This is a genomic window from Parafrigoribacterium mesophilum, assembly GCF_039652555.1.
In the GTDB taxonomy this organism is placed as follows: Bacteria; Actinomycetota; Actinomycetes; order Actinomycetales; family Microbacteriaceae; genus Parafrigoribacterium; species Parafrigoribacterium mesophilum.
The window spans coordinates 809,413-833,306 of sequence record NZ_JBDJAF010000001.1 but is presented as its reverse complement, the minus strand read 5'-3'; the positions used below and the strand labels follow the sequence as shown (position 1 = coordinate 833,306).

Here is a 23,894-nt window from a genome sequence, read left to right as displayed (position 1 = left end):
CGGATGCCCAGCAGAAGGATGCGCAAAAGGCGGGAGAGCGCGTCGGACTGAAGTCGGACAAGATCGTCATCAACGGCGGGACTCCGCTGCGCGGCAGGATCGACGTGCGTGGCGCCAAGAATCTGGTGACCAAGGCGATGGTCGCCGCCCTGCTGGGCGAATCGCCCAGCGTGCTGCGCGGCGTGCCCGACATCAGCGACGTCAGCGTCGTGCGTGGACTGCTCCAGGTGCACGGAGTCATCGTGGCGGAAGGCGACGCTCCCGGAGAGCTTCTGCTGGACCCGAGTGACGTCGAGAGCGCCCACTTCGCGCAAATCGACGCCCACGCCGGATCCAGCCGCATCCCGATCCTGTTCTGCGGGCCGCTCCTGCACCGACTCGGCGAGGCGTTCATCCCCGACCTGGGCGGCTGCCGCATCGGCGACCGGCCCATTGACTTCCACCTGGATGCGCTGCGCAGCTTCGGCGCCATCGTCGACAAGCAGAGCGCCGGCATCCACCTCACCGCCCCCCACGGGCTCGTCGGTGCCGACATCAACCTGCCATACCCGAGCGTCGGTGCCACCGAACAGGTGCTCCTCACCGCCGTGCGCGCCGAGGGCGTCACCGAGTTGAAGAACGCGGCGATCGAGCCCGAGATCATGGACCTCATCGCCATCCTGCAGAAAATGGGCGCGATCATCTCGGTGGAGCCAAACCGTGTCATCCTGATCGAGGGCGTCGAGCATCTCACCGGGTACAAGCATCGGGCGCTGTTCGACCGCAACGAGGTGGCCAGTTGGGCCTCCGCGGCCCTGGCCACCGAGGGAGACATCTTCGTCGCCGGGGCCCGGCAGAGCGAGATGATGACCTTCCTCAACGTCTTCCGCAAGGTCGGCGGAGCTTTCGACATCGAAGAAGACGGCATCCGCTTCTACCACCCGGGGGGCGTGCTGCACCCGGTGACCATCGAGACCGACGTGCATCCAGGCTTCATGACCGACTGGCAGCAGCCTCTGGTCGTCGCCCTGACCAAGGCCGACGGAATCTCCATCGTGCACGAGACCGTGTACGAGGACCGGTTCGGATTCACCGAGGCGCTCAACAAGATGGGCGCCAACATCGTCGTGCACTCCGACGGACTGGTGGACTTCCCGCGCCGCGTCGCCCGACGCGACTTCGAGCAGGCAGCCGTCATCACCGGCCCCACGAAATTGCACGGTGCCGACATCCGCGTGCCGGATCTTCGCGGCGGCTTCAGCCACCTCATCGCCGGTCTGACCGCCGAAGGAAAGTCCACCATCAGCAACGTGGGAATCATCAGCCGCGGCTACGAGCACTTCATCGAGAAGCTGGCCGCGCTGGGGGCAGACTTCGTCTACGAGGGCTGATCGTGCCGGATGCAACAACGCCCGCGGCGCAGACCTCGGGCACGCCGCGATCCGAGCGGACCTGGATCTTCCGCCTTCTGGCGTCGCTGGTGTTGCCCCCGATGTACCTCCTCGGGCGCTACCACATCCAGGACGGCGACAAACTGCCCAGCTCCGGCCCGTTCGTGCTCGCGCCCAACCACTACAGCGAGATCGACCCGCTCGTGATCGGCGTGGCCATGTGGAAGCTCGGTCGGATGCCGCGGTACCTCACCAAGGCCTCCCTGTTCACGGTGCCGGTGCTCGGCTGGTTTCTGCGCAAGACCGAGCAGGTGCCGGTGGAACGGGGCACCGCAGCGCGCGGCAGCGGGCCGCTCGACACGGCGGAACGGCTCGCCGAGCGGGGCCTGGGCGTAATCATCTATCCAGAGGGGTCGTTGACTCGCGACCCGGACCTGTGGCCGATGCGCGGGAAGACCGGGGCGGTGCGGATGGCCCTGGAAGCAGGGGTGCCGCTCATTCCAGCGGCCAGCTGGGGTGCCCAGCAGATCCTGCCGCGCTACGCAAAACGGATCAGTCTCTTTCCCCGCAAGAACGTGGTGATCCGATACGGCGATCCGGTCGACCTGTCCACCTTCCGAGGACGCAACCTGGATGCCGCAGCGCTCGCCGATGCGACCACGAAACTCATGGACGACATCACCGCCCTGGTGGCGGACCTGCGCGGCGAAAAAGCGCCGGCACAGCGGTGGGATCCCAGCCAGCACGACCAGAGGGAGACCGGACGATTTGAGTAACACGATGCCCGTGCGAGTGTTCGCACCAGGATCCCGTCGGGTGGCTGTTCTGGGAGCCGGCAGCTGGGGCACCACGTTCTCGAAAATCCTGGTGGACGGGGGATCCGACGTCGCACTGTGGGCCAGGCGCCCGGAAGTCGCCAGGGAGATCTGCCAGAGCAAGCGCAACAGCGGATACCTGCCCGGCGTCAACCTGCCCCACAACCTGTGGTCGAGTTCCAACCTGCCCGAGGTGCTGGAGGGCGCCGAGATCGTCTTCGTTTCGGTACCCAGCCAGTCGCTGCGCGAGAACATGGCACAGGTGCGGGAGCTGCTGGCACCGGACACCATCGTCACCAGCCTGATGAAGGGCATCGAAATGGGCACTCGGTCGCGGATGAGTGAGGTGCTCGGCCAGGAATTACGCATCGACCCCGCCCAAGTCGCCGTGATCTCGGGACCCAACCTGGCCCTGGAAATCGCCAAAGAGCAGCCCACCGCCGCCGTGGTCTCGTCGGAGAGCATCGAGACCGCGCGGATCGTCGCGATGGCGGCGACCAACACCTACTTCCGATCCTTCGTGAACACGGATGTCATCGGCACCGAGTTCGGTGGGGTGCTGAAAAATCTGATCGCCTTGGCCATCGGCATCGTCGACGGCGTCGGCTACGGCGAAAACACGAAGGCATCCATCATCACCCGGGGGTTGGTCGAGATGACCGACTTCGCCGTCAGCTACGGCGCCCGACCGAGAACGCTCGCTGGTCTGGCCGGCCTCGGCGACCTCATCGCCACCTGCGAGTCGCCGCTTTCGCGCAACAACACGGCGGGCCGGCTGCTCGGCCAGGGCTACAGCTACATGGATGTCATCGCGCAGATGAAGCAGACGGCGGAAGGACTCTCATCGGTCGCGCCGATCCTCGAACTCGCTCTGGCGGCCGGGGTCGACATGCCGATCGTCTCGCAGGTGGCTGAGGTGCTCGCCGGCACGATGGATCCCCGGGACATCGCCCCACACCTCACCTCGAGCACGGACGAGCCACAGCCGGAGAGCTGACCGGCGGCACGGTCACCGGTTGAGGGCGCCCCACTCCGAGTCGAGGATGGCGTAGCACGCGGTGTCGGCCCATTCGCCCTTGAAGGTCTGGTTTCCGCGCAGGTGCGCCTCCTGCCGCATCCCGAGCCGGGAACAGAGGCGTGCGGAAACCTCATTGCGCGGGTCCAGTTCCGCGAACACCCGGTGCGCGCCCAGCGCGCCGAAGCAGAGATCGAAGATCGCCATGGCCGCTTCGGTGGCGAACCCCTGGCCGTGCGCCGCCGGATGGAACACCCAGCCCACCTCCAGCTGCGCATCCGCCGCGCTCTTGAGGCACACACTCATGTCGCCGATCACCCTGGAGTGTCCGCCGGCCGGGTCCGGCAGTTCGGCCGCGTAGATCAGGCCGTCGCCGTCCCGGGTTAGGCGCGTCATCGCCCGCCGCCGTTCCAGGTACTCCGCGGACTGGTCATGGTCACGCACCTCCCAGTTCAGGTAACGCACCACGTCCCCCCGCTTCTGGTAGGCATACAGGTCGAGGTCGGATCGGCGCAGCGGCCGCAGGCAGAGCCGCCGTGTGGTGATCGCGATGGCCGAGAACGGGAGACCTGTGAGGCCGTGGGGTGTTTCATCGTGGGAAATCGCTGTATCGGACATCGCGCTTCCTTAACTCTTGTCGGATGATCGCGAAGCTACCCGCCGAAAAGGATCAGGGGGAGGGTGTGGGGGATTCCTCGAGCACATCGTCGGGATTGGTGCACTGCCGCGTGGTGGGGATGGTTCCGATCGCTGCAGCCAGGTCCACCAGCGCGTTCGTGCCCGACGCCTGGTCGCCGTTGACGATCACCTGGGTCGCCGGATCCCTGCCAAAGGTGGTGAAGGCGTAGTTCGGTGCGCCGCTGGGATCGTAGAGCCAATCGATGCCGCGCACGGTGACGCACACCAGCGTGGAGGGACCGGGCACGGTGACGCCGCAATGCAGCAGGATCGAGGCCGGATTTCCCCAGGCGGCGGTGGCCTGAGCGTTAGTTTCACGCATCGGCTCGCCGGAGACTGACTTCGGCAGTCGTACCGACACGGCGGCGCAGTCCGGGTTGGTCGCATCCGGTGCCGGGTCGAGCGCGACGATCGGCGCGCACGCCGTGAGGACGGCGAGCGCGAGGGCGAGAAGCGCTGCCAGCGAGCCGGGTCTGTGCTGTGGTCTCATCGGTTTCAGGCTACCGTTTGAGCATGACAGTAAGCCACGAGGCCCGCTCCGACGACACTCTTGGCGAACTGGGCGAGGCCGCGGTGTTGGGCCGTATTTTTCCGCGGTTGCCGCACGCTGCCGCTGCGTTGCTCGGGCCGGGGGACGATGCCGCGGTGATCGCCGCTCCGGATGGCCGCTTCGTCGTCACGACGGACATGATGATCCATGGCCCGGACTTCAGGATGGCGTGGTCGAGTCCGCACGATCTGGGCTGGAAGGCCGCCGCATCCAACCTCGCCGACGTTGCGGCCATGGGGGCGGTGCCCTCGGCGCTGGTGGTGGCCATCGCGGCGCCATCGACCTCCCCGATCAGTCTGCTGGAGGGCATCGCCGATGGTTTCCGGCTCGCCTGTGCGGCACTGGCTCCGGGCTGCGGTGTTGTCGGCGGCGACCTGTCGGTGTCTCCGACGCTCACGCTCGCGGTGACCGCGTTCGGTGACCTGGAGGGACGGGCGCCGGTGTTGCGCTCGGGTGCCCGGCCCGGCGACATAGTGGCGGTGTCGGGAGCTCTCGGGGCCGCAGGCGAGGGCATCCGGATGCTGTTCGAACACGCACTGGATGCGGCGGGGCATCCGGATGCCGCACTGGCGGCGGCGCTGCGCGCCGAGGAGCCAGAGCTGATGGCCGCCCAGTTCACGCCAAGCCCACCGATCGCCGATGGGAAGGCGGCGGCGCTCGGCGGTGCCACCGCCATGCTGGACCTGAGCGACGGCCTCGCCCTGGACGCCCGCCGGCTGGCCGCCGCCAGCGGCGTCTGCGTCGACGTGCGCTCCGCGGCCCTCGGACCGGATGTGCGAGCCGCACTGGCCGGCGGGGAGGACCACTCCCTGCTGGCAACGTTTCCTGCCGCCACGGTGCTGCCCTCGGGTTTCCGCGCAATCGGCCGCATCCGCGAAGGCGACGGACTGACCGTCGACGGGCAGCCGTACTCCGGCGGCGGCTGGGACCCGTTCTCCGGCTGGGACAACGCCGCAGGGTAAGGATCGCGGCGGGCTCTGCTACAGCGCCTGGGCCTGCTGTGACTCCGGCCAATGCCGGTAGGGCTGCTTCTAGCCTTCCGCTTCGGGGGATTTTGCTGCAGAGCTATTCGCTTCGGGGGTCATCGCTTCGGGGTTATTCGCTTCAGGTTGCCCGTCCGCGCGCGCCCACCACAGCGTCGTGTCGCCGTAGTTCTTGCGCCGTACGCCAGTGATTCCCTCAGGCCACACCGGTTCACTCGATCGGGAACTGCGCTCCAGCATCAGCGTCGCATCCGGAGCGAGCCGCCCGGCCAGCGCCGTCAGGGCGGCGGCCAACTCAGTCTGCGGCAGGTCGTACGGGGGGTCCAGGAACACGATGTCCCAGGTGCTGGACGCGCTCGCCAGAAAGCTCTGCACACTCTGCGCGATGACTTCGATGCCGGGGATGGAGTGTTCAGGCGCGTTCCGTCGGAGAGTGGCGGCATTGGCGCGGCACGCGGCCGCGGCGGCAGGTGCCCGCTCGACGAGGGTCACGGCCCTCGCCCCTCGGCTGGCCGCCTCCAGTCCGAGGGCTCCCGAGCCGGCGTACAGGTCGAGCACCCGGGCTCCGGCGATGACTCCGCGCGCGTCGAGCGCTGAAAAGATTGCCTCCCGCACCCGGTCGCTGGTCGGGCGAGTGCCGCGTCCGGGCACCTTCAAGGCGAGCGATCCGGCGAACCCGGCGATGATGCGTGTCACCCCACCACGCTACCCGGCGCCGCGTGCCCCGGTCCGCCCTGCCGGCATCCGGCCCCGCAGACATCCCGCCCCCGACATCCGGCCCCCCCCCGAGATCCGGTCCGGAGGATCCCGTTTCACGGAGTTTCTGTAGTCCAGGACCCTGGATGCCCGCGGCCAGGTACCCGAAGCACAGAAACTCCTTGAAACGGGACCCACCACGGCTTGGGGAGACCGGCGGTGCGGGGCCGGGTCGGGCGGGGCGGGCCCGGTGGGTGGGGCGGGCGGAGGTCGGCGGTCGACAGTAATCTCGGAACGTGGACTCTGCACTGGATGCCAAGCTCAGCACTGTGCTGGGCGGTCGCACCGCGGCCGCCCTGTTCAAGGCCTTTGGGCTGAGCACGGTCGCCGACCTGCTCGGCCACTACCCGCGCCGGTACGCCAGACGCGGCGAACTGACCGCGCTGTCCGAGTTGGAACTCGACGAAAACGTCACGATCGTGGCCGAGGTGGTCGCGGTCAGCGAGCGCAAGATGCGGTCGAAGCGCGGCTCCATCCTGGAGGCGCGCATCAGCGACGGCAGCGGACTTCTCACCCTCACCTTCTTCAACCAAACCTGGCGCGCGAAGGAACTGCGCCCGGGGGTCCGCGGAATCTTTGCCGGAAAAATCGGCACCTACCACCACGAACAGCAACTCGCGCATCCGAACTATGAACTGTTCGAACCGGATGCCCAGATGGACGACGACGCCGGGTTGAAGTACGCGCAGCAGCCGATCCCGCTGTACCCGGCGACATCCTCCGTCACGAGCTGGCAGCTGCACCGGTCCATCGGCGTCGTGCTCGACACCCTCGGGGACCTACCTGACCCGATCCCCGACGAGGTGCGATCCGAACGCGGCCTGATCAAGTTCCGGCGGGCGCTCGAGCTCATCCACCGCCCGCAGCAGAACTCGGACTGGGGCGCCGCGAGGAAGGCCCTGCGGTTCCGGGAGGCGTTCCTGCTCCAGGCGGCGCTACTGCAGCAACGCGCCCTGCTGCGCGCCCAACCCGCGGAACCCCGGCTGCCGGAACCCGGCGGATTCCTCGAGCGGTTCGATGAAAGGCTGCCATTCGCCTTGACCGGGGACCAGCACACCGTCGGCGCCGAGCTAGCCTCCGATCTGGCCTCCGCGGTGCCGATGAACCGCCTCTTGCAGGGCGAGGTCGGCTCCGGCAAGACCCTCGTCGCACTACGCGGGATGCTGGCAGTGGCGGATTCTGGGGGACAATCGGCCCTCCTCGCACCGACCGAAGTGCTCGCCGCGCAGCACCTGCGCTCGATCGTTCAGGTCCTAGGGCCGGATCTCGCCGCCGAACTGCGGCCGACGCTCATCACCGGACAATTGCCCCAGGCCGTGCGCAAGAAGGCTCTGCTGTCGGCGATCTCCGGGCAGTCGCACATTGTCGTGGGCACCCACGCACTGCTGAGCGAGTCGGTGGGCTTCTACGACCTCGGGCTCATCGTGGTCGACGAACAACACCGCTTCGGGGTGGAGCAGCGCGAGGCCCTGCGCCGCAAGGGCAGCACGCCGCCGCACACCCTGGTGCTCACCGCCACACCGATCCCGCGCACCGTCGCCATGACGGTGTTCGGCGATCTCGACATCTCCACCATCGCCGAACTGCCCTCCGGGCGCGTCCCTATCGTCACCCATGTCGTGCCGCTGGCCGAGAAGCCGGGCTGGTCGGGGCGCATCTGGGCCAGGGTGGCCGAGGAAGTTGCCCAGGGCCGCCAGGTGTTCGTGGTCTGCCCCGCTATCGACGCGGCGCTGGTCGAAGAAGATGCGCAGGAGCCGCTGGACTTGATGGGCGACGGCGCCCGCATCCCGCTGCCCCGCGCCAGCGTCACTGGAACGCTCGACGAACTCCGGCAGCATCCGCTGCTGGCGTCGATGCGGATCGAGGCGCTGCACGGACGGCTTCCCGGTGAAACCAAAGACGAAATCATGCGCGCCTTCGCCGCGGGCGAGATCGATGTGCTGGTGGCCACCACCGTGATCGAGGTCGGCGTGGACGTGCCCAACGCCTCCACCATGGTCATCCTCGACGCCGACCGGTTCGGCGTCTCGCAACTCCATCAGCTGCGCGGTCGCGTCGGCCGCGGCGCCGTGCCGGGACTCTGCCTGATGGTGACGCATGCCGAAACGGGAATGTTGGGACGGGAGCGTGTCGAGGCCGTGGCAGCGACGCTCGACGGCTTCGAACTCGCCCAAGCCGACCTCGAGTTGCGGCAAGAAGGTGATGTGCTCGGCAGCGCACAGTCCGGCGGACACTCCTCGCTCAAGCTGCTCCGCGTGGCCAAGGACGGGACCCTGATCAGCGACGCCCGCGCCATCGCCCAGGCGATACTGGATGCCGATCCACCGCTGAGCGCGCACACCGCGCTCCGCGACGCCTTGGCTCGCCGCCTCGATGACCAATCCAGGGACTTCCTCGCGAAGAACTAGCGATCCGCGGCAGGTCCGCCGCGGACAGGCCGGATCGACCGCTACTCTGAAGAGATGCACAGGATCGCCGTCGTCCCCGGCTCATTCGACCCGGTCACTCTGGGACATCTCGATGTCATCCAGCGTGCCGCCGCTATATTCGATGAACTGCATGTATTGGTCGTGCACAACCCGGACAAGGCGGCACTGCTGCCGGTGGCGCAGCGCGTCTCGCTCATCGCACGGTCGATTTCAGAGGCGAACCTACCCTCCAACATCACCGTGACCTCGTGGAGCGTCGGCCTGCTCGTCGACTACTGCACGGACGTCGGCGCCAGCGTGCTGGTGAAGGGGGTGCGTTCCCAACTCGACGTCGCCTACGAAACCCCGATGGCGATTGTGAACCGCAACCTCGCCGGGGTGGAGACGGTGTTCCTGCTGCCGGATCCCGCGCATGCCCACGTCTCCAGCAGCCTGGTCCGCCAGGTCGCCTCGCTGGGCGGCGACGTGTCGCCGTACGTCCCCCGGGCCGTCGCGGAATTCCTGCAGACCCCCTAGCACCCCGCTCCGGCAGCACACCGAAGTAGCGTTGATCCTGCACGAAAGGACGGCATGCTACCCCTGAAGCTCGGCTACAAGGCATCCGCGGAGCAATTCGGCCCGCGCGAACTCGTGGAATTCGCCGTTGCGGCGGAAGGCCACGGTTTTCAGAGCGTGACCGTCAGCGATCACTTCCAGCCGTGGCGCCATCAGGGCGGCCACGCCCCGTTCTCGCTGGCCTGGATGGCGGCGGTCGGCGAACGGACCAGCACGGTGCAGATCGGCACCTCGGTGATGACACCCACGTTCCGGTACAACCCCGCCGTGGTCGCACAGGCATTCGCGACGCTGAGCTGCCTGTACCCCGGGCGCATCCTGCTCGGCGTCGGCACGGGTGAGGCGCTCAACGAGGTCGCCACAGGATTCCGCGGCGCCGGCGACCAGACCTGGCCGGAATTCAAAGAGCGCTTTGCCCGCCTGCGTGAGGCGGTGCGCCTGATGCGACAGCTGTGGACCGAGGACCGTGTCGACTTCGACGGCGAGTACTACTCCACCCACGGTGCCTCCATCTACGACCGCCCGCAGACGCCGATCCCGATCTACATCGCGGCCGGCGGCCCGGTGGTGGCCCGCTACGCCGGCCGTGCCGGCGACGGCTTCATCTGCACCTCCGGCAAGGGCATGGAGCTCTACACCGACAAGCTCCTGCCGGCCGTGCGGGAGGGTGCGGATGCCGTAGGACGCGACGCCGAGTCGATCGACCGGATGATCGAGATCAAGCTCTCCTACGACACCTCCTACGACACCGCACTGGAGAACACCCGGTTCTGGGCACCGCTGGCCCTGAGCACCCAGCAGAAGCACGACATCCACGACCCCATCGAGATGGAACAGGCGGCCGACGCACTGCCGATCGAACAAATCGCCTCCCGCTGGATCGTCGGAAACGACCCGGCCGACGTGGTGGCACAGGTCAAGCAGTATGTCGATGCCGGACTGAACCACCTTGTCTTCCATGCACCCGGCGCCGATCAACACCGCTTCCAGCACCTGTTCGAGCGCGACCTGGCTCCGCGCCTGCGCGCCCTCGCCCCGCACTGACATCCCGCGCACACAGATTCTTCTCTGCGGTGTCTTCGCTCCGGTGTCTTAGAGTGCGAAGGTGGCTTTCACTCGCGACGAACTGGACGCATACCGCGGCGTGAGCCTGCCCGACCTCACCGGTGACGGGCTGCGTCTGCTCATCGTGGGCATCAACCCTGGCCTGCAATCGGCGGCGATGCAGGCTCATTTCAGCCGGCGCGGCCGGTTCTACAAGGCGCTGTTCCAGGCCGGGATCACCGACCGCGTGATTGACGCCTCCGGTGGAATGCATCCTGATGACCGGTTGCATCTCATCGCCAGAGGCGTCGGTATCGCCAGTCTGGTGCCGGGGGCGACCAGGCGGGCCGATGAGCTGGACGCGGGACAGCTGCGCGCCGGGGCCGAGAACCTCAGCGCGCGGGTGGCTGTCCTGCAACCGGCAGTGGTGGCCATGCTCGGCATCACCGCCTACCGCACAGCGTTCCAGCGCCAGAGGGCGGTCGTCGGCCGGCAACCCCAGCGGCTCGCGAGTGCACAGCTGTGGGTGGTGCCGAACCCGAGCGGCCTGAACGCCCACTCGAGTCTCGGCGACCTCAGCGCCGCCTATCGGGAGGTCGCCGTCGCCGCGGGGCTGGACGTCTTTGCGCGGCCCGACCCCAACTAGCATCGACTCATGACAGCTTTGCGGGTCGGCTACGCTGCCGCGCTGGACCAGTTCCGGCCCACCGAGGTGCTGGAGCTGTGCGCCTACGCCGAGCAACACGGCTTCGGCGGGGTCATGGCGGCCGACCGATTCCAACCCTGGGTGCCGCGGCAGGGCCAGGCCAGCTTCGCCTGGACCGTGCTGGGCGCGCTGGGCACCACCACCGCGGGAGACCTCGGCACCGGCATGACCGTGCCCGGTTACCGCTGGCATCCGGCCATGGTCGCCCAGGCCAGCGCGACGCTCGCGGCCATGTACCCGGGACGGCACTGGCTCGGCATCGGCTCCGGCGAGGCGATCGACGAACACGCCGCCGGCGGCTATTGGCCGGAGACCGCCGAGCGGATCAACCGGATGTTCGAGGCCATCGAGGTGATTCAGAAACTGTTCGCCGCCTCCCGTGCCGGGCGCGACACCAAGCACTCCGGCCGATACTTCACGCTGGAATCGAGCCGGCTGTGGACCATGCCGCAAACCGCGCCGACGGTGCTGGTGGCCACCTCGGGTCCGGTCACTGCCAAACGCGCCGGCCGCACGGTGGACGGGCTCATCATCGACGGCGCGCCGATCGAGAAGATCCCCGACCTGTTCGCCCGCTTCGACCAGGGCGCCCGCGACGCCGGCCGCGGTCCGGGCACCAAGGTGTTGCGGCTGCACCTGAGCTGGGCCGCGACCGCCCAGGAGGCCGCGGCGAACGCGATCACCGACTGGCCGAACGGCGGGCTGCGGTTCCCGCGTTCGGACATCCGGTCCCCATTCGAATTCGAGCAACTGGCTCGGCTGGTGCGGGCGGAGGACTTTCAGGGCCGGATGCTGGTCTCCGAAGATCCGGAAGAGCACCGGGCGAACATCCAGCGCTACCTGGACCTCGGCTTCGACCGCGTCTACCTGCACAACGTCGGCCCCAACCAGCGCGACTGGATCGACGTGTTCGGCCGGGACGTGCTGCCTAAGTTGGTGAGGTGAACATGTTCAGTGTGTCGGCCATTGTGGGCATCCCCGAGATCGTCGCGGGAGACGACCTGGCCGCGATCATCGGCGGCGCGCTGAAGAGCAGCAAAATCCAGCTGCAGGACGGCGACATCCTCGCCATCACCTCGAAGATCGTCTCCAAGGCCGAGGGCCGCACCGTTCGCGCCCCGGCCCGCGAGGACGCCATCACCGCGGAGACGGTGCGCGTCGTGGCCACCCGCGCATACCCCGGCGGGCTGACCCGGATCGTGGAAAACCGATTGGGGCTGGTGATGGCCGCCGCCGGAGTCGACTCCAGCAACACGCCGAACGGCACCGTACTGATGCTGCCGAAGGATCCGGATGCGACGGCACTGGCCCTGGCACGGGCATTCCGGGACCGCTTCGAGGCGACCGTCGGAGTGATCATCACCGACACTCTGGGCCGGCCGTGGCGTGTCGGCCAGACGGATGCCGCGATCGGTGCCGCCGGCATCCGCGTGCTCGACGACCTGCGCGGGGGCCGCGACGCCAATGGACGCTCCCTCGAGGTCACCGTCCGGGCCGTCGGGGACGAAATCGCCGCCGCCGCGGACCTCGTGAAGGGAAAATCGGCGAATCTGCCCGTGGCGCTGGTCCGGGGCCTCGGTGACCTCGTCGTCGGTCTCGACGCACCCGGTGCCCGCTCCATCATCCGCGACGCCGACCACGACATGTTCCGTCAGGGCAGCGCCGAGGCACGGGCCGAAGGCTTCGCCGCCGGGCTCGCGCAAGCCGCCGCTCGGGCAGACGCCACGGATGCCAGGTAGATTCCCGGCGTCCACAATGGCAGACTCCACTCACACCCTGTTACGTTTTTAGTCGGAGCCGACCATGAACAGTATTGCCCCGAGGATCGATTCGTCAGCGGCGCGACCGGTGACAGGGATGCCGCTGGCGGACTTCGCTGCCGTGAGCCGCCGGATCGTCGACACGATCGAAACGGTGATCGACGGGAAGCGCGAGGTGGCGACCACCGCGCTGACCGTGCTGCTGGCCGAGGGGCACCTGCTGATCGAGGATGTTCCCGGTGTCGGCAAAACGATGCTCGCGCGCGCACTCGCACGGTCGGTCGATTGCACGGTCAATCGCATCCAATTCACCCCCGACCTGCTGCCGTCGGACATCACCGGGGTTTCCGTCTACAACCAGGAGAAGCGTCAGTTCGAATTCAAACCGGGACCGGTCTTCGCGAACATCGTCATCGGCGACGAAATCAACCGTGCCTCCCCGAAGACGCAGTCCGCCCTGCTGGAGAGCATGGAGGAGAACCAGGTCAGCGTCGACGGAGTCACTTATCCGTTGGCCAGGCCGTTCGCCGTCGTCGCGACCCAGAATCCGGCCGAAATGGAGGGTACCTATCCGCTGCCCGAAGCGCAGCGCGACCGATTCATGGCCCGGATCTCGATGGGTTATCCCGACCAACAATCCGAGATGGCGATGCTGCGGTCGCGGGAGCTGGTCAGCCCTCTCGACAACGTCGTCCCGCTGGTGAACACCGCGCAACTGCTGTCGATGGTGCACACCGTGCGCAATGTGTACGTGTCGTCGGCCATCGAACAGTACGCGGTCTCGATCGTGCAGGCCACCCGCCACGATCCCGACCTGCGCCTGGGCGCGAGTCCGCGCGCCACCTTGCATCTCGTGCGGGCGGCCAAGGCCACTGCGGCCCTGGCCGGGCGTGATTTCGTGTTGCCTGATGACATCGACGTGCTGGCGGTCGCCGTACTCAGTCACCGGCTGATCCCCGTGCGTCGCGCGCTGAGTGGGCCGGGGGAGACCGTGGGAGGAATCGTGCAGCGCATCGTCGCCTCGACCACCGTGCCGGTCGGCTCCGGCCCGAGCTGATCCCGCCATGTCGCTGTGGCGGCGCGCCCGGCGCTCGATGAGGACGATGAGGCTCACCCGGCGCGGCCTGTGGATGCTGGTGCTCGGGGTGATTTCGATCCTCGGGGCCTACATGATCGGGCGCACCGAGCTGGTGTATCTGGGCAGCCTGCTGATCTTGCTGCCGGTGGGCGCTCTGGTGTTCCTCCGGGTGCGCGCGGTCAGTTTCGGTGTCGACCGCCGATTCAGCCCCGCCGTGCTCACCGCGGGGCAGGCCGCCACTGTCACGGTCGAGGTGCACAATCTGGCGCGTTACTGGAGCGCCGCGGTCGCCTGGCGGGACGGGTGGCCGTGGTATTCGACGGAGGCACCCTCGGGGATCCTGTCGCCGATCCCTCCCAGCGGTCGGTTGTTCGCCCACCGGGGCCACGTGCTGCGCTATCAGGTAACACCACCGCGCCGCGGCGTCTTCGACATCGGTCCACTGCGGCTCACCGGCGAAGATCCGTTCGGACTCGCCCTGAGGGAGACCGAGGTAGGGGAGAAGCACACCGTTCTCGTCGTGCCCGACGTGGTCCCGCTGCCCGACACGGTGCACATGATCGCCGCGGATGACGGGTCCGGCCGCACGCTACAACGCCAAACCGCCAGTGGTGTCGACGACCTGATGGCCCGGGAGTACCGGATCGGCGACGCGCTGCGGCGGGTACACTGGCGGGCCTCCGCGCACCGCGGCGACCTGATGGTGCGACAGGAGGAACAGCGCTCCCACGCCGAGGCGCGGATCCTGCTCGACACCCGTAGGGCCGGACACCGCGACGCAACGGCCGACTTCGAACCCGAGAGCGACTCGCTGGAATGGGCGGTGCGGTTCACGGCGTCCCTGGGGCTGCATCTGAGGCGGCGGGGGTTCGCCGTGCACATCGTGGAGACCTGCCCCCGCCAGGTCGCCACGTTGGACCAGGCGCAGGAATTCCTCGCCTCCCTGGCCGAGGTCAGCCTGTCCGATCAGCCGATCGCCGATGATGCGCTGTCGTTTTCGCCGGGTGTCTCGCGGTCGCTGGGGTCGATGTTCGCCGTGCTGTCCGACGCTGAGGACGAGGTTGTCGAGCGTCTCGTGCGCGCCACGCCGGCGTTCGACACCGCGATCGCGTTCCTCGTGAGCCGACGCAATGCGTCACTTGCCTCGACGCTGCGTGCCGCGGGATGGGTTTGCGTGTCCGTCAACGAACGGGACGGTCTGGATGCGGTGTGGCTGGATGCTGCCAGAGCACGGGAGGCGCAACGTGCAGGAGCGTAACGCGGCGGTCCGAGAGGCCGAGGGTGAGGACACCCGGTCGCACACCAGCCTGATCCTGTTGCTCGCGTTCTGGATCGCCACCCTCGGCCTGCACGTGCTCCTGACCGACCTGGCCTGGTGGTTGGTGGTCGGTGCCGTCGTCACCGTGGTGCTCGGCACCGCGGCGGCTCTGCGGGCGTTCGTCTCCTGGCGCGGTGCGCCCCCGCTCGCGGCCATCGGAGCGCTGCTGATGGTGCTCACCGCGTTCTTCGCCCCGGGCACCGGGTTTCTCGCGATCATCCCGACCTGGGAAAGTTTCGGGCGCTTCGGCGCGCTGATCGGCGAGGCGGTGAATTCGGTCAACCGCCAGTCCGTGCCGGCCGACCCGAATACGGCCATCGTGTTCCTGATCTGTGCCGGCGTCGGTGCTGTGGCGGTGCTGGCGGATGTGCTCGCGATCACTCTGGGTCGCCCCGCACTGGCCGGGGTGCCGCTGCTGGTCGTGCTCGCGGTTCCGGCGATCACGGCATCCGGGCTCACCGACGTGGTCATTTTCCTCCTGGCCGCTGCGATGTACCTCTGGCTTCTGCAGCGGCGCGGCCGGATGCATCAGGTCAGATTCTCGCTGGCGCTCGGCGCCGGGATGCTGGCGGCGACGCTCGCGCTGCCGGTGCTCCTCCCGGCCGTCGCGGAGTCGCCGTCGATCGGCGGCCGCGGTGGCGGCTTCAGTTCGGGGATCAATCCGGTGGTGAACCTGGGCGACGACTTGCGGCGCGGTGCCATTCAGACCGCGCTGACCTACACGACCGACTCCGGGCAGGGCAACTACTTGCGCCTGGTGAGTCTGCAGAACTTCAGCGGCGACGGCTGGACCCCTGACAAGGTCGCCATCGACAAGAAGAACACCCCCCGGAAGTTCGCCCCGCCACCCGGGTTGTCCGGGGACGTGGACTCCACCGTGGACCGCACCCATGTCACAGTGGAGCAGCTGGACAGCCCGTGGCTGCCGGTGCCCTACCCGAGCGTCACGATCACCGGCCTCGACGGCGACTGGTTCTGGGACAAGGACGCGCTCACCGTCGCCAGCCCGGACCGTTCGAGCTGGGGCGAGGACTACACCGTGGACAGTCTGGTGTTGGAGCCAACACCCGAGCAGCTCACGACGGCCGGAACCACTGTGCCCACCGAATTTAACCGCTACCTCCAGTTGCCCGAAGGCATGCCCGAGGTCATCTCCTCGACGGCCAGGCGTGTCGCCTCCAGTGCGGCCTCCAACTATGAGAAGGCGCTGGCGCTGCAAGAGTTCTTCCGGCACGGTGACTTCGAGTACTCGGAAAGCGCGCCCGTGGCGCAAGACTACGACGGCTCAGGCATGCAGGTCATCGCCAAGTTCCTCGAGGTCAAACAGGGTTACTGCATCCACTTCGCCTCCGCGATGACGGTGATGGCCCGCAGCCTGGGCATCCCCGCGCGCATGGCCGTCGGATTCCTGCCCGGCATCGCCACCACGAACCGCACCGAGGGACGAACCATCTTCCGGGTGACCACTCACGAGCTGCACACGTGGCCAGAACTGTACTTCGAGGGCGTCGGCTGGGTACGATTCGAACCCACGGTGAGCCGCGGCGAAGTGCCCGATTACGCGGTGCAGGGCTTGGCCGGTGTGCCGGTACCGCCGCCGCCCGCCGCCACAGACCCGGCGCCGCCGAGTACCGCCCCGCGCGACTTGGAAGACCCGGGTGCGGTGACACCGGATGACCCGAGCGCATCGACCACCGATCCGGTCGCCGTCGACAGCACCGGCGTCTGGCGGGCGGCGCTCGGCGGTGTGCTGCTCGTTCTGTTCCTCGTGCTGATCCCGGCCATGACGCGGGCGGGGCAACGTATTTGGTGTTTGTTGCGGCTGTGGCGCGGACCGGGCACGGCCACCGACGCGTGGAACGAGGTGCTGCGCAGCGCGCAGGATCTTCAACTGCAACTCCCCGGCGCCCAGACGCCGCGGGAGGTCGCCAAAAGTCTCGCGGCGGCGGCGCGCATCGACCTGGAGGGCGGCCTGGCTCAGCTGGTGCACGGCGTCGAGATGCAGTCCTACGCCAGGCCAGGGGGAACCACGCTCACCAGGGGCGTGGTCGGCATCGGGGACGTAGTCCGGGCACTCCTGCAATTGCGCACCCATTCGGACGTCCGCACCCGCCTCCGTGCGGCACTGCTGCCGCGCTCGATTTGGGACCGGATGCTCGCGCCGTTCAACCGAGCGGGCTGAATGCGATCACCGGCCGGCCGGTGTTCGGGTGCTGAATGACGATCGCGTGCACCCCGTACACGTCGAGGATGAGCTCGGGAGTGAGGATCGTTGCTGTCGGCCCGGCGAGGATCACCCTGCCGCGTTTCAGCACGATGAGGTGGTCGCTGGCCGCGGCGGCGAGTCCGAGGTCGTGCAGCGCCGCCAGGACGCTGACCCCGGTGCCGGCAAGCGAGCTCAGCAGGCGCAGCGTCGCCAGTTGGGCGCTGATGTCGAGGTGATTCGTCGGTTCGTCCAGCAGCAGCAGCCGGGGCTGTTGGGCCAGCGCCTTGGCCAGCAGGACGCGTTGGCGTTCCCCTCCCGACAGCGTGGTGAAGTCGCGGTCCGCGAACGCGTTCATCTGGGCGGCGGCCAGGCTTTGCTCAACGATGTCGCGATCGCCCAGGCTGTCGTCGCCCCACAGCGACTGGTACGGTGTGCGGCCCAGGGTCACCACCTCCCGCACGCTCAGCGCCAGCTCGGTGGCGGCATCCTGTTCCACGAGACTGACGATTTGCGCGCGCCGTCGCCGCGGTAGTCCCAGCAGGTCGTCGCCATCGAAATCGATGGTGCCGGCGCTGGTTTTCTGCGCAGCGGCGATGGCGCGCAACAGGGTGCTCTTGCCGGCACCGTTGGGGCCGATGAGCGCGCTGAACGAGCCGGCGGGAGCCGTGCAGTCCACCCCGTCCAGGAGCAGGGTCCCGTCGATGCGCACGTCGACTCGGGACACCGCCAGTCCGGTCATGTTGCGGTTCTCATGTCTGGCTCTTCCGCCGGGCCAGCAGCACCGCGAAGACCGGCGCGCCGATCAGCGCGGTGATGATCCCGACCGGCAGTTCCCGAGGATCGAAGAGCGAACGTGCCGCGGTGTCCGCCCAGATCAGGAAGATCGCACCGACCAGGGCGACCAGCGGCAGCAGCGTGCGGTGACGCACCCCGGCTACCAGACGCACGGCGTGCGGCAGGATCAGTCCGACGAAGCCGATCGACCCGCTGACCGACACCATCGCGCCGGTGAGCAGCGCCGTCGCGCCGAGCAGCGACCACCGCACACCCTGCACGTTGACGCCAAGGGTCGCCGCCGAGGTGTCTCCGAATGCGAAGGCGTCGAGGATGCGCCCGCTGAGCAGGATCGGGATCCCGGCGACCACCACCGCCGCGAAGCCGATCGCCACCGCGGGCCAGCGCGCGCCGGCCAGGGAACCGAGCAACCAGCCGAGGATCTCCCGGTAGGAGTCGCCCGTCACGCTCCAGAAGATGATCAGGCTTGTGGCGGCCGAGGCGAGGGCGGACACCGCCAGTCCGGCCAGTACCGTGCGGCTGGGGGTGATCCGGCCGAGCGAGTTCGCCAGCAGCAGCGTCATGCCCAGGGCGAGCATCGCGCCCAGGAACGCGGCGAGCGGCAGCAGCAACGCCGCGCCGAGCAGTAGCACCGCCACCGCGCCGAGCGACGCGCCGGAGGACAGGCCCAGCAGGTACGGGTCCGCCAGTGGGTTGCGCGTGAGCGCCTGCATCACGGCGCCGCTCACCGCCAGACCCGCGCCGACCGCCGCGGCGGTGAGCACCCGCGGCAGCCGCAACTCCCACACGATGCCATCGCGCAGCAGGCTCAACGGCTGGTGTCCGACCCCGAGGTGGTGCAGCACGCTGCCCCAGACATCCAGCGGCGTGATCTGCGCCGGGCCGATCGTGATGGCGAGGGTCACCGACGCCAGGAGCACGACACTGAGCACGATGCCCCACAGAGCGCCGCGCCCGCCGCCGGCCCGGTCGCCGCGCCCGATGCCGATTCCCGGCACCGCAGACTTCGGGAGCGGTGAGCCGGTGTGGGAAGCGGCGAGTTGGTCGGCCCTCATTCGTCCAGGTTCAGCTGGGCCAGCTGCCTGGCCAGGTCCGTCGCCGCGGAAACCGTGCGAACCCCGGCCTCGCTGGCGGCGAACGGGACCGTCAGGTAGCGGTGGTGCTTGACGGCGTCCAGATTCGCCGTCGCCGGATTGCTCTCCAGCACTTGAATCTTGTGGGCGACGGTGTTCCACGATGCGTCCACCAGCACGATCACGTCGGGGTTCGCATCGATCACCGCTTCCCAGTTGAACGATGTCCAGGTGTCGGCGACCGCGCCGGCGATGTTCTTCAGGCCCACCGTCTTCAGCAACAGCTCCGGGGCGCCGATCCCCGCGCCGACGTACGGGGTGTCGGAGCCTGACGAGTACCACAGCGCAGTCAGTCCGCGGGAATCGGGCACCACCGCGGCCAGTTCGCGGCGTTGCTCCTGCAGCAGCGCGGCGTCATCGGTGCGGAAGATCTTCGCGACCTCGCCGATCTCGGCGAAGATGTCGTCGAAGCCCAGCTTCGCGGGTTTGTAGGCCGGCTCCTGGCAGGCCGACGGCGACACGTAGCTGGCCACCCCCAGCGCGGCGAGGTCGGCGCGCGCGCCGGCGCCATCGGCGGAGAAGTTGGATTCCCATCCGGCGTACACCAGGTCGGGACTGGCGTTGAGCACCACCTCCTGGGAGGGCACCCGCTCGGCGAGCACGGGAAGCTTGGCCGCGGCGTCGGCCCAGCGCTGCGGCACCGGGCCGTCCTGGAACGCGGTGCCGACGATGCGATCGCCGAGGCCGAGGGCCAGGAGCATCTCGGTGGAGGTCGATTTGATGGTGATCACGCGGTGCGGCGCCGTGGTGAACCGCACCGGGGTTCCGCAATTATCCACCGAGACGGCGGACGCCGACGTGGGGCCAGGATGCGCCGGTGCCACCGCGCCCGCGCTGCAACCAGCCAGAGCGGCGGACACCACAACGGTCAGCGCGAGGGCGCAGACTCGGGAGGCGGTGCTGCGGCGGGACAACGGACGGTGTGGAGAATGGCTGCTGAGCATGACGGACCTTCGAGCGGGGCTTCCGGGCGCTGGCGTCGCAGCCGGAGCGGCGGACATTGTGGGGTGACACGGGGGACACGACCAGTCGCCTCAATCCGGGGCCGACACACCGCGCGATATCCGGCGCGGGGTCTGTTCTGGCATCATCCTACGATGCCGGCCGGCGGGACGCGATGTGGTGTCGGAACGTCCAGACGCCATGGGTAAACTGGGCGATCGTGGCCCATCCCCAGAAGACGCCGTTCACGGTGGCCGTCGACGATCTCATGTATCGACCGGGCGAGATGCGCGAGTACCATCTCGAGATCATCACCCCGGAACGCTTCGGCAACGCCATGATCGGCGTACCTGCCGGCGGTGCGGTGCAGGTGGACCTCAGGTTGGAGGCCCTGCACGACGGCCTTCTGGCCAGCGCCGACGTCGACACCACGGCCGTCGGGGAGTGCGGCCGGTGCCTCATTGAGATGGAACTGCCGGTCCAAGTCGAGATTCGGGAGCTTTTCGCGTACGCTGAGACCGAAGCTTTCGAGTACGCGATCCGCAACGATACGCTGGACCTCGAACCCGTCATACGGGATGCGGTGGTGTTGTCGCTGCCGTTCCAACCGATCTGCCAAGAGGATTGCCTTGGTCTGTGCCCGCAGTGCGGGGTGCGGCTCTTGGATGATCCCGGTCACAAACACGAGGTCGAGGTCGATCCGCGGTGGGCCGCCCTGTCGCCATTGGCGGGGATGACCGACACCACCGGAAGCTCTGCCCCCGATGCACACGATGTCGCCGAAGCGGCGGATGTCGAAAGAGAGAGAGATAAGTAATGGCTGTACCGAAGCGCAAGATGTCCCGCGCGAGCACGCGCGCCCGTCGGGCACAGTGGAAAGCGACCCCACCCACCCTGGTGAAGACCATCGAGGGCGGCAAAGTCACCTACAGCCTCCCGCACCGCGCGAAGGTCGTCGAAGACTCCACAGGCACCCCGCTGTACCTCGAGTACAAGGGGCGCAAGGTCGCGGACGTTTAGTCGGCTGCAGCAACGGATGGGGGCGACACGTGGCCGACGGTGACCCGTCCTCGGCGCCTCAGCCGGACGCAGCCAGTGTCGAGGCCGCTGCCGTGGCACCCGCCGCGGGCGATCTGGCCGAGCAGCTGCTCGTCGCGATCAGCCCCGAGCATCTTCAGCTTGCGCTGACACACCGTTCGTTCGCCTACGAGAACGGCGGAATCGCGCACAACGAGCGTCTGGAATTCCTTGGCGATTCGATCCTCGGCCAAGCGGTCACGGTGATGCTTTACACCGAGTACCCGGACCTGCCAGAGGGGGAACTGGCCAAGCGACGCGCCAGCCTCGTGAGCAGTGTCGCTCTGGCGGAGATCGCCAGGGGGATCGGCCTCGGCAAGCACATCAGACTCGGCCACGGTGAAGAACTCACCGGCGGTCGGGACAAATCATCCATTCTCGCGGACACGGTCGAGGCCGTGATCGGCGCTGCGTACATCGACGCCGGCGGCGAAGCGGCCACGGCGCTCGTGTTGAGGCTGATCGCGCCACTGCTCACCGACCCCGGCCGGTTCGGCGTCGCCATGGACCCGAAGACCAGCCTGCAGGAGCTCACCGCGAAACTCGGGAGAGGCGCCCCCAGCTACGTCGTCACCGAAAGCGGCCCCGACCACTCCAAGTCATTCCAGGCCGACGTGGTGCTCGCCGGCGAACACATCGCCTCCGGCCATGGTTCGAGCAAGAAACACGCCGAAATGGCCGCAGCCCTGGACGCCTGGGCGATCCTCCAAGCCGGCGCCAACTAACGTTGCCGGAACTGCCCGAAGTCGAGGTGGTGCGCCTGGGGCTGGCCCCCGCCGTCGCCGGAGCAACGGTGACCGCCGTCAGCGTCTACGACGAACGGTCGTTGCGGCGCCACCGCGGACCGGCCGAGGACTTCATCGACCGGCTCACCGGCCGCATTCTGCAGCATGCCTCCCGACGCGGCAAGTTCCTCTGGCTGCCGCTGGACTGCGGGGATGAGGCACTGGTCGTGCACTTGGGGATGAGCGGGCAGGTCCTGTTGCGAGACCCGGGCACCGACGACCCGCGCACCCGCATCCGCATCGATCTGGAACATCCGCAGCACGGTGCGCTGCGGTTGAACTTTGCCGACCAGCGCATCTTCGGGTCCATGGCCATCGACGAGTTGGTGCCGGTGCTGGACCTTCCCGGGCAGCGGATACCGGCCAGCGTGTCGCACATCGCTCGTGACCCGTTGGACCCGAACTTCGATGACCGCCGGTTTCTCGCCGCGTTGGCCCGCCGTAACAGCGCCGTGAAACGCGCCATCCTCGATCAGAACCTGATCAGCGGCATCGGCAACATCTACGCGGATGAGGCGTTATGGGCGGCGCGCATCCACTACGACCAACCCGCCGCCAGCCTCAGCCGGGCGCGCGCCACAACGCTGCTGTCTCAGCTGCGGCTGGTGCTCGCGCACGCGCTGGAGGATGGAGGCACCAGCTTCGACACCCAATACGTCAACGTCAACGGCGTGTCTGGTTACTTCGCCCAGTCCCTCAACGTCTACGGGCAGCAGGGCGAGCCGTGCCCCCGATGCGGTCACCCCGTGGTCCGCGAGAAGTTCATGAACCGCGGCAGTCACTTCTGCCCGTTCTGCCAGCGGTTGCGTCCCTGAGCGGACTTTTTCCACCCTCCCGCGTATCCGATCGGAACGAATCCGATGGCCTCGTTCACGGCCAGCATGTGCCGGTTCTCTTCAGCGTTGAACGTGGTGACACTGGGACGCCCGGGATGCGTCGCCTCGAGGTGGAGCAGGTTCGCCACCTTCACCAGCATTCCCAGTCGGCGTCCGCGATGCTCGCTGACCACCAGCGTGTCCTGCTGCTCGACGCTGCGATGCCGATCCGGTGGGACCGACAGTTCGTTGAACGCGACCAGCCGCTCGGTCGGGACATGCTGGACGACCGCGTGGAGCATTCGGCGTGGGCTGGAACGGTTCAGTTCGTCGACCGTTCGCACCCGCTGGGCGTCCCAGGTTTCGGCGGGGAAGTCCAATCCCGCGCTCGGTGCGTCGGTGCTCATACCGGCGTGCAATTGCGCCAGGTCGTTCAGCCAGCGGCCATCGCCGTCGCCCTCCCACACCACCGTGCGGTAATCGGCACCGGCGGCCGCCTGAGCCGCCGCCAGGTGGGCCGCGAGCGCATCGGCCGGCACCGGGAGGGCCAGGCGGCTGACCCGCTCCACCTGCTCCAACCGGAAGCCGCGCGAGCGCAAGAACCGTGATTCCGGGCTGTCGCGCGGCACCGAGCCGAACCCGGTCGGCGCGCCGATGCGCTCGCCCGGGACCTCGGTGTGCAGAAGTTCGGCCTGCAGCGTGGTACGGGCGTCGTCCACCGCGAGCTCGGCGAGGCGCTCATACAGAGCCGCGCCGACGCCGCGACGCCGAAACGGTGGGAGCACCTCGACGCTCAGCCACGCCTCGGCGGGGCCGTCCTGGTTGGGGCCACCTTCCAGGGGTGCCTCGTACCCGCCGCAGCCGACCACAGCCCCGTCGAGGCGGGCGATCAGCATCCGCCGCGGCTGGTACGGGTCATGGAACTCCGGCAGCAACTCCGCCGGCTCGTAGGCCAACTCCCCGGTGCCTAGCGCAAGCGCCACAATCTCGTTTCGCAGGCGGGTCATCGCAGCGAAGTCACCAGCATCCGCTGCGCCGGCCGTCGCCGGGACGGTCAAGTCCTCGATGGTGAACTCGTTCATGC

24 protein-coding genes are annotated in these 23,894 nt (G+C 68.3%); 17 read left to right on the top strand and 7 right to left on the bottom strand.

The window, feature by feature from the left end:
- The first annotated feature begins 47 nt into the window (after window positions 1–47).
- Genes murA through ABFX56_RS03940 form a run of 3 tightly spaced genes read left to right on the top strand, consistent with a single transcriptional unit; the run spans window position 48 to window position 3,182 of the window.
- On the top strand, window positions 48–1,370 hold the full coding sequence (gene murA / locus ABFX56_RS03950) for a UDP-N-acetylglucosamine 1-carboxyvinyltransferase (RefSeq protein WP_346233142.1): 1,323 nt from the start codon (window positions 48–50) through the stop codon (window positions 1,368–1,370).
- A gap of 2 nt (window positions 1,371–1,372) precedes the next feature.
- Entirely contained in the window at window positions 1,373–2,146 is a 774-nt protein-coding gene (locus ABFX56_RS03945; RefSeq protein WP_346231968.1) for a lysophospholipid acyltransferase family protein, read from the top strand.
- Window positions 2,147–2,150: 4 nt separating this feature from the next.
- A complete protein-coding gene (locus ABFX56_RS03940; RefSeq protein WP_346231967.1) occupies window positions 2,151–3,182 on the top strand; it encodes an NAD(P)H-dependent glycerol-3-phosphate dehydrogenase in 1,032 nt (343 codons plus the stop codon).
- Between the two features lie 12 nt (window positions 3,183–3,194).
- Here the strand turns inward: ABFX56_RS03940 and ABFX56_RS03935 are convergent, their stop codons facing one another.
- Together ABFX56_RS03935 and ABFX56_RS03930 are read right to left on the bottom strand one after the other, a co-directional pair.
- A complete protein-coding gene (locus ABFX56_RS03935) occupies window positions 3,195–3,818 on the bottom strand; it encodes a GNAT family N-acetyltransferase (RefSeq protein ID WP_346231966.1) in 624 nt (207 codons plus the stop codon).
- Window positions 3,819–3,870: 52 nt separating this feature from the next.
- Window positions 3,871–4,368, bottom strand: coding sequence for a DUF3515 family protein (locus ABFX56_RS03930; RefSeq protein ID WP_346231965.1), 498 nt, complete (start codon window positions 4,366–4,368; stop codon window positions 3,871–3,873).
- A 23-nt stretch (window positions 4,369–4,391) separates the two neighbouring features.
- Here ABFX56_RS03930 and thiL point away from each other — a divergent pair, with 23 nt between their 5' ends.
- The gene (thiL, locus tag ABFX56_RS03925) at window positions 4,392–5,390 is read left to right on the top strand and encodes a thiamine-phosphate kinase (protein ID WP_346231964.1); all 999 of its coding nucleotides are present in this window, start codon (window positions 4,392–4,394) and stop codon (window positions 5,388–5,390) included.
- A 69-nt stretch (window positions 5,391–5,459) separates the two neighbouring features.
- On the opposite strand, the gene rsmD is transcribed toward thiL, so the two are convergent.
- Window positions 5,460–6,107 (bottom strand): 16S rRNA (guanine(966)-N(2))-methyltransferase RsmD, encoded by a 648-nt coding sequence (gene rsmD, locus ABFX56_RS03920; protein WP_346231963.1) that lies wholly within the window; start codon window positions 6,105–6,107, stop codon window positions 5,460–5,462.
- Between the two features lie 296 nt (window positions 6,108–6,403).
- Between rsmD and ABFX56_RS03915 the strand changes: the two genes are divergently transcribed.
- The 9 genes from ABFX56_RS03915 to ABFX56_RS03875 all read left to right on the top strand — a co-directional run bounded on the left by ABFX56_RS03915 (window position 6,404) and on the right by ABFX56_RS03875 (window position 17,239).
- A complete protein-coding gene (locus ABFX56_RS03915) occupies window positions 6,404–8,575 on the top strand; it encodes an ATP-dependent DNA helicase RecG (RefSeq protein ID WP_346231962.1) in 2,172 nt (723 codons plus the stop codon).
- Window positions 8,576–8,629: 54 nt separating this feature from the next.
- Window positions 8,630–9,112 carry a pantetheine-phosphate adenylyltransferase gene (gene coaD, locus ABFX56_RS03910; RefSeq protein ID WP_346231961.1) on the top strand — a complete coding sequence of 161 codons (483 nt, stop codon included), beginning with the start codon at window positions 8,630–8,632 and terminating at the stop codon, window positions 9,110–9,112.
- Between the two features lie 54 nt (window positions 9,113–9,166).
- Window positions 9,167–10,195 carry a glucose-6-phosphate dehydrogenase (coenzyme-F420) gene (gene fgd / locus ABFX56_RS03905; protein WP_346231960.1) on the top strand — a complete coding sequence of 343 codons (1,029 nt, stop codon included), beginning with the start codon at window positions 9,167–9,169 and terminating at the stop codon, window positions 10,193–10,195.
- A 61-nt stretch (window positions 10,196–10,256) separates the two neighbouring features.
- Complete coding sequence (locus ABFX56_RS03900; RefSeq protein ID WP_346231959.1) at window positions 10,257–10,841, top strand: mismatch-specific DNA-glycosylase; 585 nt, start codon at window positions 10,257–10,259, stop codon at window positions 10,839–10,841.
- Window positions 10,842–10,850: 9 nt separating this feature from the next.
- Window positions 10,851–11,846 (top strand): TIGR03557 family F420-dependent LLM class oxidoreductase, encoded by a 996-nt coding sequence (locus ABFX56_RS03895; protein WP_346231958.1) that lies wholly within the window; start codon window positions 10,851–10,853, stop codon window positions 11,844–11,846.
- A gap of 2 nt (window positions 11,847–11,848) precedes the next feature.
- Complete coding sequence (gene cofE / locus ABFX56_RS03890; RefSeq protein WP_346233141.1) at window positions 11,849–12,640, top strand: coenzyme F420-0:L-glutamate ligase; 792 nt, start codon at window positions 11,849–11,851, stop codon at window positions 12,638–12,640.
- A gap of 64 nt (window positions 12,641–12,704) precedes the next feature.
- On the top strand, window positions 12,705–13,718 hold the full coding sequence (locus ABFX56_RS03885; protein WP_428834396.1) for an AAA family ATPase: 1,014 nt from the start codon (window positions 12,705–12,707) through the stop codon (window positions 13,716–13,718).
- 46 nt (window positions 13,719–13,764) lie between these two features.
- Window positions 13,765–14,997, top strand: a complete 1,233-nt coding sequence (locus ABFX56_RS03880) for a DUF58 domain-containing protein (protein WP_346231957.1) — start codon at window positions 13,765–13,767, stop codon at window positions 14,995–14,997.
- Entirely contained in the window at window positions 14,957–17,239 is a 2,283-nt protein-coding gene (locus tag ABFX56_RS03875) for a transglutaminase TgpA family protein (protein ID WP_346231956.1), read from the top strand. The genes ABFX56_RS03880 and ABFX56_RS03875 overlap by 41 nt, the downstream gene beginning before the upstream one ends.
- Here the strand turns inward: ABFX56_RS03875 and ABFX56_RS03870 are convergent.
- The 3 genes from ABFX56_RS03870 to ABFX56_RS03860 are packed head-to-tail and all read right to left on the bottom strand — an operon-like array spanning window position 17,223 to window position 20,135.
- Window positions 17,223–18,002, bottom strand: coding sequence for an ATP-binding cassette domain-containing protein (locus ABFX56_RS03870; RefSeq protein ID WP_346231955.1), 780 nt, complete (start codon window positions 18,000–18,002; stop codon window positions 17,223–17,225). The genes ABFX56_RS03875 and ABFX56_RS03870 overlap by 17 nt on opposite strands.
- Window positions 18,003–18,012: 10 nt before the next feature.
- On the bottom strand, window positions 18,013–19,113 hold the full coding sequence (locus ABFX56_RS03865; RefSeq protein ID WP_346231954.1) for a putative F420-0 ABC transporter permease subunit: 1,101 nt from the start codon (window positions 19,111–19,113) through the stop codon (window positions 18,013–18,015).
- Window positions 19,110–20,135 carry a putative F420-0 ABC transporter substrate-binding protein gene (locus ABFX56_RS03860; protein ID WP_346231953.1) on the bottom strand — a complete coding sequence of 342 codons (1,026 nt, stop codon included), beginning with the start codon at window positions 20,133–20,135 and terminating at the stop codon, window positions 19,110–19,112. The genes ABFX56_RS03865 and ABFX56_RS03860 overlap by 4 nt, the downstream gene beginning before the upstream one ends.
- A 248-nt stretch (window positions 20,136–20,383) precedes the next feature.
- Here ABFX56_RS03860 and ABFX56_RS03855 point away from each other — a divergent pair, with 248 nt between their 5' ends.
- The 4 genes from ABFX56_RS03855 (at window position 20,384) to mutM (ending at window position 22,810) form a co-directional block, all read left to right on the top strand.
- Window positions 20,384–20,950: a YceD family protein gene (locus ABFX56_RS03855; RefSeq protein ID WP_346231952.1), complete on the top strand. Its 567-nt coding sequence runs from the start codon at window positions 20,384–20,386 to the stop codon at window positions 20,948–20,950.
- Window positions 20,950–21,153, top strand: a complete 204-nt coding sequence (gene rpmF, locus ABFX56_RS03850) for a 50S ribosomal protein L32 (protein ID WP_346231951.1) — start codon at window positions 20,950–20,952, stop codon at window positions 21,151–21,153. The genes ABFX56_RS03855 and rpmF overlap by 1 nt, the downstream gene beginning before the upstream one ends.
- Window positions 21,154–21,245: 92 nt before the next feature.
- A complete protein-coding gene (gene rnc, locus ABFX56_RS03845) occupies window positions 21,246–21,935 on the top strand; it encodes a ribonuclease III (RefSeq protein ID WP_346233139.1) in 690 nt (229 codons plus the stop codon).
- Between the two features lie 2 nt (window positions 21,936–21,937).
- On the top strand, window positions 21,938–22,810 hold the full coding sequence (mutM, locus tag ABFX56_RS03840; RefSeq protein ID WP_346231950.1) for a bifunctional DNA-formamidopyrimidine glycosylase/DNA-(apurinic or apyrimidinic site) lyase: 873 nt from the start codon (window positions 21,938–21,940) through the stop codon (window positions 22,808–22,810).
- On the opposite strand, the gene ABFX56_RS03835 is transcribed toward mutM, so the two are convergent.
- Entirely contained in the window at window positions 22,774–23,892 is a 1,119-nt protein-coding gene (locus ABFX56_RS03835; RefSeq protein ID WP_346231949.1) for a GNAT family N-acetyltransferase, read from the bottom strand. The two genes, mutM and ABFX56_RS03835, sit on opposite strands and share 37 nt — an antisense overlap.
- Window positions 23,893–23,894: the final 2 nt, after the last annotated feature.

Coding starts and splice junctions, on each gene's coding strand:
- ABFX56_RS03940 (WP_346231967.1), top strand. CDS start 2,151: ATGCCCGTGCGAGTGTTCGCACCAGGATCCCGTCGGGTGGCTGTTCTG.
- ABFX56_RS03935 (WP_346231966.1), bottom strand. CDS start 3,818: ATGTCCGATACAGCGATTTCCCACGATGAAACACCCCACGGCCTCACA.
- ABFX56_RS03930 (WP_346231965.1), bottom strand. CDS start 4,368: ATGAGACCACAGCACAGACCCGGCTCGCTGGCAGCGCTTCTCGCCCTC.
- thiL (WP_346231964.1), top strand. CDS start 4,392: ATGACAGTAAGCCACGAGGCCCGCTCCGACGACACTCTTGGCGAACTG.
- coaD (WP_346231961.1), top strand. CDS start 8,630: ATGCACAGGATCGCCGTCGTCCCCGGCTCATTCGACCCGGTCACTCTG.
- fgd (WP_346231960.1), top strand. CDS start 9,167: ATGCTACCCCTGAAGCTCGGCTACAAGGCATCCGCGGAGCAATTCGGC.
- ABFX56_RS03895 (WP_346231958.1), top strand. CDS start 10,851: ATGACAGCTTTGCGGGTCGGCTACGCTGCCGCGCTGGACCAGTTCCGG.
- cofE (WP_346233141.1), top strand. CDS start 11,849: ATGTTCAGTGTGTCGGCCATTGTGGGCATCCCCGAGATCGTCGCGGGA.
- ABFX56_RS03885 (WP_428834396.1), top strand. CDS start 12,705: ATGAACAGTATTGCCCCGAGGATCGATTCGTCAGCGGCGCGACCGGTG.
- ABFX56_RS03880 (WP_346231957.1), top strand. CDS start 13,765: ATGAGGCTCACCCGGCGCGGCCTGTGGATGCTGGTGCTCGGGGTGATT.
- ABFX56_RS03875 (WP_346231956.1), top strand. CDS start 14,957: ATGCTGCCAGAGCACGGGAGGCGCAACGTGCAGGAGCGTAACGCGGCG.
- ABFX56_RS03870 (WP_346231955.1), bottom strand. CDS start 18,002: ATGACCGGACTGGCGGTGTCCCGAGTCGACGTGCGCATCGACGGGACC.
- ABFX56_RS03865 (WP_346231954.1), bottom strand. CDS start 19,113: ATGAGGGCCGACCAACTCGCCGCTTCCCACACCGGCTCACCGCTCCCG.
- ABFX56_RS03860 (WP_346231953.1), bottom strand. CDS start 20,135: ATGCTCAGCAGCCATTCTCCACACCGTCCGTTGTCCCGCCGCAGCACC.
- rpmF (WP_346231951.1), top strand. CDS start 20,950: ATGGCTGTACCGAAGCGCAAGATGTCCCGCGCGAGCACGCGCGCCCGT.
- ABFX56_RS03835 (WP_346231949.1), bottom strand. CDS start 23,892: ATGAACGAGTTCACCATCGAGGACTTGACCGTCCCGGCGACGGCCGGC.